13 protein-coding genes are annotated in these 13764 nt (G+C 72.4%); 4 read left to right on the forward strand and 9 right to left on the reverse strand.

Annotated elements, in window-relative coordinates; all coding sequences use genetic code 11:
- Positions 1 to 10: 10 nt before the first annotated feature.
- Both AC07AW_RS04195 and AC07AW_RS04200 read right to left on the reverse strand, forming a co-directional pair.
- Positions 11 to 1201, reverse strand: a complete 1191-nt coding sequence (locus AC07AW_RS04195) for a cytidylyltransferase domain-containing protein (RefSeq protein WP_478813959.1) — start codon at positions 1199 to 1201, stop codon at positions 11 to 13.
- Positions 1201 to 2490 (reverse strand): DUF6716 putative glycosyltransferase, encoded by a 1290-nt coding sequence (locus AC07AW_RS04200; RefSeq protein ID WP_478813960.1) that lies wholly within the window; start codon positions 2488 to 2490, stop codon positions 1201 to 1203. The genes AC07AW_RS04195 and AC07AW_RS04200 overlap by 1 nt, the downstream gene beginning before the upstream one ends.
- Before the next feature lie 219 nt (positions 2491 to 2709).
- Between AC07AW_RS04200 and AC07AW_RS04205 the strand changes: the two genes are divergently transcribed.
- Both AC07AW_RS04205 and AC07AW_RS04210 read left to right on the forward strand, forming a co-directional pair.
- The gene (locus AC07AW_RS04205; protein WP_478813961.1) at positions 2710 to 3729 is read left to right on the forward strand and encodes a glycosyltransferase family 2 protein; all 1020 of its coding nucleotides are present in this window, start codon (positions 2710 to 2712) and stop codon (positions 3727 to 3729) included.
- Complete coding sequence (locus tag AC07AW_RS04210; protein ID WP_478813962.1) at positions 3726 to 5054, forward strand: alpha-2,8-polysialyltransferase family protein; 1329 nt, start codon at positions 3726 to 3728, stop codon at positions 5052 to 5054. The genes AC07AW_RS04205 and AC07AW_RS04210 overlap by 4 nt, the downstream gene beginning before the upstream one ends.
- Positions 5055 to 5123: 69 nt before the next feature.
- Here the strand turns inward: AC07AW_RS04210 and AC07AW_RS04215 are convergent, their stop codons facing one another.
- Genes AC07AW_RS04215 through AC07AW_RS04225 form a run of 3 tightly spaced genes read right to left on the reverse strand, consistent with a single transcriptional unit; the run spans position 5124 to position 8294 of the window.
- A complete protein-coding gene (locus AC07AW_RS04215) occupies positions 5124 to 5945 on the reverse strand; it encodes a MerR family transcriptional regulator (RefSeq protein WP_478813963.1) in 822 nt (273 codons plus the stop codon).
- A 51-nt stretch (positions 5946 to 5996) separates the two neighbouring features.
- Entirely contained in the window at positions 5997 to 6653 is a 657-nt protein-coding gene (gene leuE, locus AC07AW_RS04220; protein WP_478813964.1) for a leucine efflux protein LeuE, read from the reverse strand.
- A 60-nt stretch (positions 6654 to 6713) separates the two neighbouring features.
- Complete coding sequence (locus AC07AW_RS04225) at positions 6714 to 8294, reverse strand: acyl-CoA mutase large subunit family protein (protein ID WP_478813965.1); 1581 nt, start codon at positions 8292 to 8294, stop codon at positions 6714 to 6716.
- Positions 8295 to 8480: 186 nt separating this feature from the next.
- Here AC07AW_RS04225 and AC07AW_RS04230 point away from each other — a divergent pair, with 186 nt between their 5' ends.
- Positions 8481 to 9335 carry a L,D-transpeptidase family protein gene (locus AC07AW_RS04230; RefSeq protein ID WP_478813966.1) on the forward strand — a complete coding sequence of 285 codons (855 nt, stop codon included), beginning with the start codon at positions 8481 to 8483 and terminating at the stop codon, positions 9333 to 9335.
- A 175-nt stretch (positions 9336 to 9510) separates the two neighbouring features.
- Here AC07AW_RS04230 and AC07AW_RS04235 read toward each other — a convergent pair whose 3' ends face one another.
- Positions 9511 to 10587: a hypothetical protein gene (locus AC07AW_RS04235; RefSeq protein ID WP_478813967.1), complete on the reverse strand. Its 1077-nt coding sequence runs from the start codon at positions 10585 to 10587 to the stop codon at positions 9511 to 9513.
- Entirely contained in the window at positions 10587 to 11276 is a 690-nt protein-coding gene (locus AC07AW_RS04240) for an RNA polymerase sigma factor (protein WP_478813968.1), read from the reverse strand. Before AC07AW_RS04240 ends, AC07AW_RS04235 begins: the two co-directional genes overlap by 1 nt.
- 414 nt (positions 11277 to 11690) lie before the next feature.
- Between AC07AW_RS04240 and AC07AW_RS04245 the strand changes: the two genes are divergently transcribed.
- A complete protein-coding gene (locus AC07AW_RS04245) occupies positions 11691 to 12428 on the forward strand; it encodes a Clp protease N-terminal domain-containing protein (RefSeq protein WP_478813969.1) in 738 nt (245 codons plus the stop codon).
- Positions 12429 to 12431: 3 nt separating this feature from the next.
- Here the strand turns inward: AC07AW_RS04245 and AC07AW_RS04250 are convergent, their stop codons facing one another.
- Both AC07AW_RS04250 and AC07AW_RS04255 read right to left on the reverse strand, forming a co-directional pair.
- Positions 12432 to 12992, reverse strand: coding sequence for a hypothetical protein (locus AC07AW_RS04250; protein WP_478813970.1), 561 nt, complete (start codon positions 12990 to 12992; stop codon positions 12432 to 12434).
- Between the two features lie 66 nt (positions 12993 to 13058).
- Entirely contained in the window at positions 13059 to 13700 is a 642-nt protein-coding gene (locus AC07AW_RS04255) for a DUF4328 domain-containing protein (protein WP_478813971.1), read from the reverse strand.
- Between the last annotated feature and the right edge of the window lie 64 nt (positions 13701 to 13764).

The following is a 13764-nucleotide window of genomic DNA, read 5'->3' on the forward strand; positions in this document are numbered from 1 at the left end:
GTGCGGTTCCTTACGGGTTGGGGGTGTTCAGCTCGGGTCCGAGGAGCCAGGCGGCGATCTCGCGGATCGCTCCGGAGCCGCCCGGGGTGACGGTGACCGCCCGGGCGGCGGCCCGTACGGAGTCGTGGGCGCTGCTCACCGCGACGGGCCAGCCGACGAGGTGGAAGCAGGGCAGGTCGTTGACGTCGTTGCCGGCGTAGAGGACGCGCTGCGGGTCGATGCCCTCGGCCTCGCACCACTCCTTGAGGGCGCGGTCCTTGCGGTCGATGCCGTGCAGGACGGGGATCTTGAGCTTGCGGGCGCGGGCGGCGACGACGGCGTTCTGTTCGGTGGAGAGGATGAGGACGGGCAGTCCGGCGCGGCGCAGGGCCGCGATGCCGAGGCCGTCGCCGCGGTGCGCGGAGACGAACTCGCGCCCTTCGGCGTCGAGATGGACCCGGTCGTCGGTCTGGGTGCCGTCGAAGTCGAGGACGACGGCGTCGACGTCGGCGAAGCCGGGCGTGACGGGCTCGTCGAGGAGCGGCGCGAGGGCCTTGGCGCGGGCGAGGTCGTGCGGGTCGTCGATCTCCAGGACCCGGGCGGGGTCGGTGACGACGAGCGCGGTGCGGCCGAAGAAGCGGTGCCCGTGGGTACGGAAGCCGGCCGCGTCCATCGCGTAGACGGCGCCGGTCTCCAGGTACTCGGGCTCCCGGTCCTGGCGGCGCGGGCGGTACGCCTTGTCGTGGTTGACGCCCTCGGCGCCCGACTCGGTCGCGCGCCAGAGGAAGCCGTGGGACGGGGCGGCCGTGAAGGCGGTGTCGGCGGCGCCCGAGGTGATCCGCTCGGCGGTCTCGGCGACCTCGGCGGAGGTGAGGAAGGGGCTGGTGCACTGGACGAGGAGGACCACGTCGGCCGGGCGGCCGTGGGTGGCCTCGAAGGCGTCCATCGCGTGCAGGACGGCCGCCTCGCTGGTGGCGGTGTCGCCCGCGATCTCGGCGGGCCGCTGGACGGCCTCGGCTCCGGCGGTGCGGGCCACGGCCGCGATGGCGGGGTCGTCGGTGGAGACCACGACGTGGGTGACGGCGCGGGCGCCGAGGCAGGCGTGGACGGCGCGGGAGACGAGCGGGACACCGGCCACGGGGGCGAGGTTCTTGGCGGGCACGCCCTTCGAGCCGCCCCGGGCGGGGATGACGGCGAGGACGGTCGGCACGATCGGGGTCATCACAGTTCTCCCAGGCGGCGGATGACGGGGGCCACGCGCTGCACGCCGTGGCGGTACGCGCCCCGCGCGGCCTCCCGGACGACCCGGCGCAGGCCGCTCTCGCGGGGCTCGGGCGCGGTGACGTCCAGGCGGTGGCGGGCGAGGATCCCGGGCAGGTAGCCGGGCGCCGTCTCCGCGGTGTAGTAGGGGCTGATCGGGGGCAGCGCGGGGAGCGCGAGGAGTTCGGCGACCCGGTCGCGGGCCGCGTCGAAGGCGGCCTCGTACGGGCTGTCGGAGGCCACGCCCTGCCGGGCGAGCCAGGTCTCGTCGGGTGTCGGCGCGTGCCCCTTGTCGAGCCGGTCGAAGGAGGTCAGCAGGCCGGAGCCGACGAAGTGGTGGTTGCCGAGCGCCTCGCGGACCCCGAGGTCGGTGAGGATCGCGGTGGGGATCCGGCGGTGGAGCGCTTCGAGGGCGGCCGTCGAGGAGACGGTGACGAGGAGGTCCGTGCGGTCGAGGACCTCGCCCATGTGCCCGTACACGAGACGGAAGTTGTCCGGCGGGTCGAGCTCGCGCACCAGCTTCTGGAAGGGGAACTCCTCCAGGTGCGTGGTGTGTTCGCCCGGCTTGGAGCGGAGCTTGAGGAGGACCTCGCGGCCCGGGTGGAGGCGGGCGTGCCCGATCAACCGCCGTAGGACGTAGGCCCGTTCGGCGCGGGTGGCGGGCACGGAGGGCTGCGCCGCGAAGACCAGGGTGTCGCGGCCGGCCTCGGGGGTGTGCGGGGCGCCGCCGAGGAAGGGCAGCGCGGCCTCGACGACCGAGTCGGCGCCGGCGCCCACGCCCTCGTACACGGCGCGGAAACGCTCGGCGTCGTGGCGGGAGTTGGCGAGGACCACGTCGGCGCCGTGGCGCAGCAGGAGGCCGTCGGTCAGCTTCTCGTAGACGACGCCGACATAGCCGGTGACGATCACCGGGCGCCGCTCCAGGGCGAGGTCGGCCAGGCCCTGGAGGACGGCGCGGACGGTGCCGCCGACCAGGGCGAGCACGAGGACGTCGTATCCCTCGCCGCGCGTCTCCGCGTCCCGTACCGCGCGCAGGAAGTCCGCGCCCGTCACCTCGCGCGGGGCGGTCGTGGACACCCCGGTCTCGGCGAGCTGGCGCGCGGTGGGCGTGGCCCGTCCGCGCAGGACGAAGCCGGTGGGTTCGGCGGTCGCCGTGGTGATGCGGCGCGCGGTGAGGGCGCCCCATTTCCACCGGGTGTCGGAGTCGGCGAGTACGGCGACCCGCACCGCTTCTCTGGTACTTGCTGGCACGTCGAGGACGCTAGAAGGGCATTCCGCTTTCCGGCCCAACTGAGCCACAACAAACGGTGAACAGAGCCTCTCCGCCCGTTGAAGCGGGTCGTATTCCGGACGCGGGGCGGCCGATTTCCCCTGCGGGTAAAGGCGGTTAATCGGCCCGCCGCTTGGTGTTCACCGAAAAGCTGCCCGGCGGTCGGCGGTAATGCCGGGGCGGCGCCTAGCGTCGGCCGCGTGGTCAAGCTCTCCGTCGTCGTGCCGTTCTTCAACGTGCAGACATACGCCCCCGACACCCTCACGAGCCTGCGGGCCAACGCCCGCGAGGACTTCGAGTTCCTGCTTGTCGACGACTGCTCGTCGGACGGGACCCCGGAGCTCCTCGAACGGGCCGCGCACGAGATCCCGGGTGCCGTCCTGATCAGGCACGAGCACAACGAGGGCCTCGCCACGGCCCGGAACACCGGCCTGGACGCCGCCGGCGGCGAGTACATCGCCTTCCTCGACGGGGACGACTGGCTCGCGCCCGGCTACTACGAGCGGCTCGTCGCCGCCGCCGAGGAGCTGCGGTGCGACTTCCTGCGCACCGACCACGTCACGGTCACCGGCCGCAACCGCGCGGTGCGCCGGGTGCCGGTCCCCCGGCGCGGCGAGGTGCTGCGCACGCGGGACGCGATCCTGCCGGCGCACCGGACGACCTCGGTCGACTACCCGTACGCCTGGGCCGGGATCTACCACCGGCGGCTCCTGGACCGGGGTCTGCTGCACTTCCCGCACGGCCTCCGCACGGCCGAGGACCGGCCGTGGATCTGGAAACTCCACCGCGAGGCGGAATCGTTCGCCGCGATCGGAGAACTCGGTGTGTTCTACCGGCGCGGGGTGGCGACCTCGCTCACTCAGATCGGCGACGTCCGGCAATTGGATTTCATCCGCGCATTCGACCAGGTGATCGAGGAAACGGCGCAGGACACAGACGCGGAGCTTCTTCTTCCCAAGGCCGTCCGTACGTATTGCGCGGTGATTTCCCATCACATCGGTTCGATCGAGAGGTTCGAGCCCGAGGTGGCGCGGCTGCTGAAGTCGATGAGCGCGGGCGCGCTGCGGCGGATGCCGCAGGACGTCCTCGACGAGGCCCTGACCGCGATGGGCGGGGACCGCGCGACGATGCTGCGCCGGCTGCGCAGGCGCCGCCCCGCGCCGCCGCCGACGGCACCGGTGCGCGAGGCGGACACCGGTTCCTCGGAGGTGGCCGCGTGAGTGCCCGCCGGACCACCCAGATCTTCTGCGCCTCCACCCTCTACGGCGCGGTGACGCTCGCCGCCGCCCTCGACAGCGGCTGCTTCGGGCCCGCCGACCGGCGGATCCTCCTCGTCACGAACAACGCGGCGGTGCCGGAGACGACCCCGGCCCTGGACGAGGCCGAGGGCTTCGAGGCGCTGCGCGGCCGCTTCGACGCCGTGCTGTCCTGGAACGAGACGATCTCCCCGCTCCACCCGTCCGGCTGGACCCCGCGCCCGAGCGACCTTCCGATGCTCCAGCGCCATCTGCACAGGCTCTGGGACCTCGGCGACGACCGCGTCGAACTCGCCCTGGAATCGCTCCAGGTGACGCCCGCGCTGGCCATCGCCCAGCTGCTGCCCGACGCGCCGATCACGGTGTACGCGGACGGGCTGATGAGCTACGGGCCGACCCGCAACAAGATCGACCCGCTGATCGGCGGGCGCGTGGGCCGGCTGCTCCACCTGGACCTCGTCCCCGGCCTCTCGCCGCTGCTGCTCGCCGAGTTCGGGGCGGTGCCGGAGCGGGTGGCGACGGAGGCGTTCACCAAGGTCGTGGAGGAGCTGGCGGGGCCCGCCGCCGGGTCCGACGGTGCCGCCGGGGAGAGCCCCGCCCTGCTCCTCGGCCAGTACCTGGCCGCGCTGAACCTGCTGACCGTCGCCGAGGAGGAGGAGCTGCACCTGCGGATGGTCCGGGGCGCGATCGCCCGCGGCCACCGGCGGCTCGTCTTCAAGCCGCACCCGATGGCCCCGGACGCCTGGTCGCGGACCCTCGCGGAGGCGGCGGAGGAGCTCGGCGCCACCCTGACCGTCGAGGACCGGCCGGTCCTCGCCGAGGTGCTCTACCGCGAGCTGCGGCCTGCGCTCGTCGTCGGCTGCTTCTCCACGGCGCTGCTCACGGCGTCGACCTTCTACGGGGTGCCGGTCGCCCGGGTCGGGACGCGCACCCTCCTGGAGCGGCTCAGCCCGTTCCAGAACAGCAACCGGATCCCGCTCACGGTCGTCGACGCGGTCGTCCCTCCCCTGGAGGCCGTGGAAGGGGGCGGCGGCGAGGTCGGTACGGAGGAGCTGAACGACCTGGTCGCGGCGGTCGGCTTCGCGATGCAGCCGAAGCTGCGCCCGGAGCTGCGGGAGCAGGCGGTACGGCACCTCTCGGGGCCGCTCGCCGAGCGCACCCGGCATCACTTCACCCGCCGCCGTCTCACCGTCCTGAGCCTGCCGGGCGGCCTGCCGATCCCCCGCCACCCCAAGGTCCGCCGGCTCGCGCGCCGCGCGCTGCGGCTGCGCAAGGCGCTGCGGAAGTAGGAGCCCCACCGAAACGGCGGGCCCGGGAACCCGTGCGGGGGTTCCCGGGCCCGCAGGGCTGTCGCCCGGTCAGGCGCGGACGATCGCCTCCTGGATCTCCGTCACCCACTGGGACCGGTCCTCCGGGCACTCCAGGTACAGCTCGCGCGCGTAGTGCCGCGTCTTGTACCCGTGGGTCTCGATCCAGCGGGCCAGGGTCTGCGCCGTCGGCAGGACGGTGTCCATCGAACCCCGGTGGATGACGGTCGCCGCCTCCTCGATGCCGGGCAGGACGTGCACCAGGACGCCCTCCACGACCGTGCCCTCGGGGACGGTCGTCCCCGCGTGCACGAGGACCGAGCCGTCCCCCCTGCCCGCGTCCTCGTAGTACGCGATCCCCGGGCCGAAACCGGTGAGCCCGGCCGCTTCGAGGCGGCCGCACAGCTCCTCGTACAGCGGCCCGATGACCGGGCCGATGTCCTGCGGGCCGAAGCTGGCCGCGACCGCGCTCAGCTCGGCGATCCGGACGGCGGGAACCTTCTTGACGACGACGTCCTGCGTGGACATGTGTCCCTCGCTCTCGATGGCGTGGAGCCTCGCACCGACCTGGGCGAGCCGGGCCCGCGCCTCCTCCAGGGCCGCTTCCAGCTCGGCCCGGCGCAGCCGCAGCATCCCGCGCAGTTCCTCCGCTCCGATCTCGTCCCGGAGGATCGACCCCACCTGTTCCAGGGTGAAGCCGAGGTCCTTGAGCGCGATGACGCGGTTGAGCAGGGCGAGCTGGTCCGCCGAGTAGAAGCGGTAGCCGCTGTGCGGGTCGACGTGGGCCGGGCGCAGCAGTCCGATGGCGTCGTAGTGGCGCAGCATCCGGACCGACACGCGCCCATGCCGGGCGAAGTCTCCGATGGTGAACATGACGCCCCCTACGGAACGGCCTCACACGGTGTGAGGGTCAAGCAGTCCGGGTCAGGCGGCGCTGCTGAGCGAGAGCTTCGCGGCGAAGCCGAGGAAGAGGGCGCCGGCGGCGGAGGTGGCTCCGGCGGAGAGGCGCTTGCGGCGGCGGAAGGCGGCGGCGAGCCGCGTCCCGCCGAAGATGAGGGTCGTCAGGTAGAGGAAGCTGCCGAGCTGGAGCAGGGTGCCGAGGACCAGGAAGGAGAGCGCCGGGTAGGCGTAGGACGGGTCCACGAACTGCACGAAGAAGGAGATCAGGAAGAGGATCGCCTTCGGGTTGAAGAGGCTGATGATCAGCGCGCGGCGGTACGGGTGCTCGGACGGGCCGGCGTCCGCCTCGGTGTCCGGCGCCGCGGCGACCTCGTGCCGGGTGCGCCACATGGCCAGGGCGGCCCGCAGCATGCCGATCGCCATCCAGGTGAGATAGCCCGCGCCCGCGTACTTCACGATCATGAAGAGGAACGGGGTGGTCTGGAGCAGCGAGGCGGCGCCGAGCGCGGCGAGCGTCATCAGGACGGCGTCGCCGGTGAACACCCCGGCGGCGGCCTTGTATCCGGTGCGGGTGCCCTTGCGGGCGGCGACGGACAGCACGTACAGCGAGTTCGGCCCCGGGAGGAGGATGATGAGGACGAGCCCGGCGAGATAGGTCGGTAGATCGGTGACACCCAGCATGAAGCGGAGTGTCGCACACCGGTACGACACTCCGCTTTAGGTTTCAACAGCTGGAATCGGTCAGAACGCGTCAGTCGGGACGTACGTGCCCCAGACCCCGCGCAGCGCGTCGCAGACCTCGCCGACGGTGGCCCGGGCCTTGAGGGCGTCCTTCATCGGGTAGAGGACGTTGTCCGTGCCCTCGGCGGCCTTCCTGAGCTCGGCGAGCGCCGCGTCCACGGCCGCCTGGTCGCGCTCGGACCGCAGCCGGGCGAGGCGCGCGGCCTGCTGGGCCTCGATGGCGGGGTCGACGCGGAGCGGCTCGTAGGGCTCCTCGACGTCGATCGTGTAGCGGTTGACGCCGACGACGACCCGCTCGCCGCTGTCGGTCTCCTGCGCGATCCGGTAGGCCGAGCGCTCGATCTCGTTCTTCTGGAAGCCGCGCTCGATGGCGCTGACCGCGCCGCCCATCTCCTCGACCCGGCCCATCAGCTCCACGGCGGCGGCCTCGACGTCGTCCGTCATCCTCTCGACGACGTACGAGCCGGCGAAGGGGTCGACGGTGGCGGTGACGTCCGTCTCGTACGCCAGGACCTGCTGGGTGCGCAGGGCGAGGCGGGCGGACTTGTCCGTCGGCAGGGCGATGGCCTCGTCGAAGGAGTTGGTGTGCAGCGACTGCGTGCCGCCGAGGACGGCCGCGAGGCCCTGGACGGCGACGCGCACCAGATTGACCTCGGGCTGCTGGGCGGTGAGCTGCACGCCGGCGGTCTGGGTGTGGAAGCGGAGCATCAGCGACTTGGGGTTCTTCGCGCCGAACTCCTCCTTCATCACCCGCGCCCAGATCCGGCGGGCCGCCCGGAACTTGGCGACCTCCTCCAGGATCGTCGTACGGGCCACGAAGAAGAAGGAGAGCCGGGGCGCGAAGTCGTCGACGTCCATGCCGGCGGCGACGGCCGTGCGGACGTACTCGATGCCGTCCGCGAGGGTGAACGCGATCTCCTGCGCGGGCGAGGCACCGGCCTCGGCCATGTGGTAGCCGGAGATCGAGATCGTGTTCCACTTCGGGATCTCGGCCCTGCAGTACTTGAAGATGTCGGCGATCAGCCGCAGCGAGGGCTTCGGCGGGAAGATGTACGTGCCGCGGGCGATGTACTCCTTGAGCACGTCGTTCTGGATGGTGCCGGTCAGCTTGTCCGCCGGGACGCCCTGCTCCTCGCCGACGAGCTGGTAGAGCAGGAGGAGGAGCGCGCCGGGAGCGTTGATCGTCATCGACGTGGAGACCTTGTCCAGCGGGATCCCGTCGAACAGGACGCGCATGTCGTCGATCGAGTCGATGGCGACGCCGACCTTGCCGACCTCGCCGTGCGCGATCGGGGCGTCGGAGTCGTGGCCCATCTGGGTCGGCAGGTCGAAGGCGACCGACAGGCCCATGGTGCCGTTGGCGATGAGCTGCTTGTAGCGGGCGTTGGACTCGACGGCGGTGCCGAAGCCGGCGTACTGCCGCATGGTCCAGGGCCGGCCGGTGTACATCGAGGGGTACACACCGCGCGTGAAGGGGTACGAGCCCGGCTCACCCAGCTTCTCGGCGGGATCCCATCCGTCCAGGGCGTCCGGTCCGTAGACCGGCTCGATGGGCAGCCCCGACTCCGACTCGCGCGCCATCCGTTGTGCCTCCCGATAGACCTGATTACTCAGCGGTACCGACCCTCGCGACGGACTGTAGTGGGGCGATGGAGGGCAGCGCGCTGGGACCTTCCTCACAGGATGCGCACTCTGTTCCCCAGGTGCGCAACCGCAGGCGCGCGGGAAGCATCCCTACGTACACACGACACACCCCGGGGGGAAACGATGAAGCGGTCCACGTCCGTCATACGCAGAGTGGTCCTGGCGGCCGCGGCGGTGGCACTCGCCGCCGGCTGCACGCCGGACGCGGCGGGTACCGGACCCGGTACGGGTACGGCTCCCGCGCCGAGCTCGACCGCGCCCGGGACCTCGTCCCCGAGCGCGACGCCCACCACGGACGACAAGCCGCCGTCCCCCAGCGCCAAGCCCTCCACCGCGACGCCCGCGCCGAAGCGCCTCATGGGCGACGGCGACGAGAACGAGCAGGTGCGCGAGCTCCAGGCGCGGCTGCGGCAGCTCGACTTCTTCGACCGGGCGCCCACCGGTTTCTACGGGACGATGACCGCGGGCGCGGTCAAGAAGTTCCAGGCGCGCCGGGGGCTGCCGCAGACGGGCTCGGTGGACGAGAAGACCTGGCAGCAGCTGCTCTCCGTGACCCACAAGCCGACCGCCGACGAGCTGAAGCCGTCGACGACGAACAAGCTGGACACCCCGGACCCGCGGTGCATGACCGGCCGGGTGATGTGCATCAGCAAGGAGAGCCGGACGCTGGCCTGGATGATCGACGGCAAGGTCGTCTCGTCGATGGACGTCCGCTTCGGCTCGGAGAACACGCCGACCCGTGAGGGCCTCTTCAAGGTCGACTCCAAGAGCCGCGACCACGTCTCGACGATCTACCACACGCCCATGCCGTACGCGATGTTCTTCAGCCGCGGCCAGGCCGTGCACTTCTCGGCGGACTTCGCGGCCCGCGGCTACGCCGGGGCCTCGCACGGCTGCGTCAACGTCCGGGACCGGGTCAAGCTCTCCGCACTCTTCGACCAGGTGAAGGTCGGCGACAAGGTCGTCGTCCACTGGTAGGACGGCGGGCTGCCCGGGGAATCTCTGCGGGAGGAAGAAGGGGCGCGGGTGGGACCGGGGGAACGTGTCCCACCCGCGCCGGGTGCGCGGAGCCGTAGGTACGGGGGGAACCCCGGCTCTCTGCGCGGCCGATGACCAGTCGGCATTACGTACTGCGCCGACGGGCCGAGAAGTGTTACACCCCGAGCGGGACGCGTGCCTCGGCGGTTATTCCGGCGGACAGCGCGAGGGTGGCGCCGGCCTGGATCCGGGCGTCCGGGAGGACGCTTCCGGCCCGGTTCCCGGAGTCGGTGGAGCCGCTGACGGTGCCGTTGGAGGTGCCGTTGGACCCGCCCTGCGAGCCGCCGTTGCGGTCGCTGTCGGAGTCGGGGTCGCCCTTGTCCTCGTCGCCCTTGGTGTCGCCCTGGGAGCCGCTCTGGCCGCCTTCCTGGGGCGTACCGGTGTCGCCGGAGAGGATCCGGTCGCAGTAGACCCGCAGGGTCTCGCCCTTGCGCAGGGTGCTCGTGAGCCGCTGCCGGCCGGCGGCGTCGAGCTTCCCCGTGCGGTAGTCGCGGCAGGCGGTGAGGGCCTTCTCGCGGGAATCGGCCGAACCGGTGTCGACGCCGCCCGTGGGCGTCCTGCCGGGCCTCGGGGTACCCGTACCCGGGACGGCCGTGCCGCCCCCGTCCGGGACGCGGGGGGTCGGGGCGGTGGACCCGGAGTCGGCCGAGGGGGACGAGCCGGGCGTGGGGTCGCCGCCGCCCGGTTCCGTCGGGGGTGCCTCGGGGTCCTGGCGTATGCCGGGCTCCTTCGAAACGAGCGGGTCCGTGGTCTCCCCCGCCGAGACGGAGCTCGAGGGCGCCGGGCCGACCAGCGGCAGCACACCCGTGCCGGCGGCGACGGCGACGCCGCCGACCGTGACGGCGGCGACCGCGGCGGCCAGTCCGTACCGCACGGAACGTCCCCAGCGGCGCGCCGGGGCGGTGAGGGGGTCGAGCCGGACCCGGCCCAGATCGGACGCGGGCGCGCCGGCGGCCGCCTTGGCGGCCACCCGCTCGGCGGTGGCCCTGCGGAAGGCGGCGAGCGCCGCCGCCTCGCCCGGCAGTTCGGACTGCGCGGCCGGCGGGACGGCGGGGACACGGGCCGTTCCGAGGGCCTCGGCGAGGCGCTCGGCCTGGGCGCGCGCACGGTCGTCGACGGCCTCGACCGGCTCGCCGCGGAGCAGCCGCTCCGCGGCCTCCTGGTCGAGCCACTGGTACCGCTCGTCGGCCATCACATGTCCTTCTGCGTACGCGGACGTGATTGCGTCACACCGCCGGGGGCCACGGACCCCGGTGCGCGCCCGCGTTGCGGAGGGACGCCGTCCAGTGGGACGGCGGTTCCCGCACCGTCGTCCTGTCCGCCGTGCCCGCCGTCGGCTCCGAGGAGTTCGGCGAGCTTCTTGAGTCCCCGGTGCGCGGCGGTGCGCACGGCGCCGGGGCGCTTGCCCAGGGTGTCGGCGGCGCTCTTGGCGTCGAGTCCGACGACGACGCGCAGGACGACGGCCTCGGCCTGGTCCTGCGGGAGCTGGGCGATCAGGTGCATGGTGTCGCCGGTGGCGAGCGCCTCCAGGGCCTCGCCGGCCGTGTCGGACTCGGAGGGCTTGTCGGCGAGCTCGGTCTCGTCGCCGCCGACGGCGGGACGGCGGCCGCGCATCCGGATGTGGTCGAGGGCGCGGTTGCGGGCGATCCGGGCCGCCCAGCCGCGGAACCGGTCCGCGTCGCCGTCGAAGCGGTCGAGGTCGCGGGCTATCTGGAGCCAGGACTCGGAGGCGACGTCCTCGGCGTCCGCCTCGCCGACCAGTGTGCGTATGTAACCGAGCAGCCGGGGTTGCACGGCGCGGTACACAGTACGGAAGGCGTTCTCGTCCCCGTCCTGCGCAGCGAGCACCGCGGCCGTCAACTCCGCGTCGTCCCCCAGCACTCCCCAAACCCTGTTCGTCGGTGACGTGGTCGCGCCCCGCATCATCGCGGCTGGTCACCACCGCCACGCAGCCTCGCGCACCTGCACGCTACGTGGTGTCGTGGTGTCCCGTCCACGCGGTCCGGGGTCTTTGTACAACTTGGAACCTCCGGGCGGTCCGAGAGGGTGTGACAGAAACCGCACCGGCGGCGCAGAGAGGAGTACGGAGCCGTGCTGCGGCTCCGTGGACGACGACCGGGGCCTCTCCTGTGGGGGGTGGCGGCCCCGGTCGTCTCCCATTTCCCCCCATTTCCCCCTTCCTCTTTCCTTCTTTTCTCACTCTTTCTCGTGATGTCTCGCTTCCCGGGGCGCAGTACATCCTTCGAGTGTCAACCGACCGTTGACAGTGGAGGAGTGTCAACCTAAGGTTGCCTCATGACGAATCCAGTCGGCATGAATGTCCCTGTCCGTCTCGACGAACTCATCGAAGCCATCAAGAAGGTCCACCCGGACGCCCTCGAACAGCTCTCCGGCGCGGTCATCGCGGCGGACCACCTCGGCGACGTCGCCGACCACCTCATCGGCCACTTCGTGGACCAGGCCCGGCGCTCCGGCGCCTCCTGGACCGACATCGGCCGCAGCATGGGCGTCACCCGCCAGGCGGCCCAGAAGCGCTTCGTCCCCAAGGAGCCGGGCGCCGCCACGATGGACCCGAACTCCGGGTTCAGCCGCTTCACCCCGCGCGCCCGCAACGTGGTCGTGGCCTCGCAGGAGGAGGCCCGGGCGGCCTCCCACGCACAGATCCAGACCGGTCACCTCATCCTCGGCCTGCTCGCCGACCCCGAGTCGCTCGCCATGCGGTGGCTGACCGGGCACGACGTGACGGAGAAGGCGGTGCGGGACGCGGTGACCCCGACGCTGCCGCCGCGGACCGAGGACATCCCGGCCCTGATCCCGTTCGACGCGGACACGAAGAAGGTCCTGGAGCTGACGTTCCGCGAGGCCCTGCGCCTCGGGCACAACTACGTCGGCACCGAGCACATCCTGCTCGCCCTCATGGAGCACGAGGACGGGCAGGGCGTGCTGAGCGGGCTCGGCCTGGACAAGGCCACGGCCGAGCGGGAGATCGCGGAGACGATCGCCTCGATCGCGATCCAGGCCCCGGAGGCCTGACGGTCAGGCGGTGCGGGCCCGGCGGGAGACGACCGCGCGCAGCACCCGGCCGCCCTCGACCGAGAGTTCACGTGCCCGGCGCAGTCCGGTCGGGCCGTGGGCGACCGTCTCGAGGACGGCCTGCTGACGGCGGAGTTCCCCGGCGAGCAGCGGGCCCGCGCCGTCCGCGTCCCCGGCCCGGCAGCGCTCGACGAGGCCGTCGGGCACGCCGGCCGCGTCGAACCGCCCGTGCAGGGCGAGCGCCGCGGCGGAGCAGTCCCCGGCCCAGGCGCGCAGGGCCTCGGCGGTCCAGGCCGGCGGGGCTTCGGCGAGCATCGCGCGTACGGCCCCGGCCTCCTCCGTACCATCGACGTCCAGCTCGACGCGGGCCTTGGCGACGGCCTCGCCCCAGGCGCCGCCGTCGCCGCGCGCGACGGCCGCCCACACGGGGCGCAAGGCGTCGGCCTTGTCGGGGGCGAGCAGCGGCAGACAGCGGTCGAGGCAGGCGAGTCCGGCCGCGGCCAGTCCTCGCTCGTCAGCCCCGTCGATCAGTTCCAGCAGGCTCCGGCCGTTCACCGACGTCATGGACGCCTCCTCGCCACCCGATGCGGACGCAGTACTTCCACTACTGCGCCGGGGGGCGCTTTTTCGTCACTGCGCGGCCGGAATCATGCCAGTGGCCTTGGCGTGCTGCATAGAGGTCAGACGGCGGACGAACTGGATCGCGAGGACGGCGGCGACGATGTCGAGGCCGTAGCCCACGAGGGACCAGACGGTCGCGATGTCGTACGCCTCGGAGGTCTCGGCCGCGTCGTACATCTTGGTGGACACCCAGTTCACCATGTTGGCGCCGATCAGGAACGACCACCAGCTGTTGAGCAGCGTCAGCTCCCGCTTGCCGTCGGCGGCGTACGGCTGCCAGCGGCTGGCCCGCCAGATCTCGACGGCGACCGCCCGCGGGATCCAGAAGTTGCCGATCGGGATGAACCAGCTGCCGATGGCGTAGCCCGGCGTCCGGGTCTGCAGGTCGGAGGCCCAGACCTCGGCGTTGTTCCGCACGCGGTGGAACCAGATGATGAAGACGACCGCGGTCGCCACGTACACCGTGAACGCCATGCCGTAGGCCACGACCAGGTTCCCCGCCCCGAGGTCGGCCGGGTCGGCGGAGTCCCAGTCCCCGCCCGCGAGACTGCGGACGTCGACCAGGCCGAGAACGACGTCGAAGACGATGTTGCCCGCGAGCAGGGCGACGACGGCCTTCGAGAGGCCGTTCGGGTTCTTGAGCATGCGCATGTGGTGGGTTCCCCCCAAGGAACGAGCGGCGGCCACTCGGCCGCCGCCGGGGGAACGTACGCGA

The sequence above is a fragment of the Streptomyces sp. NPDC044003 genome (assembly GCF_056435185.1).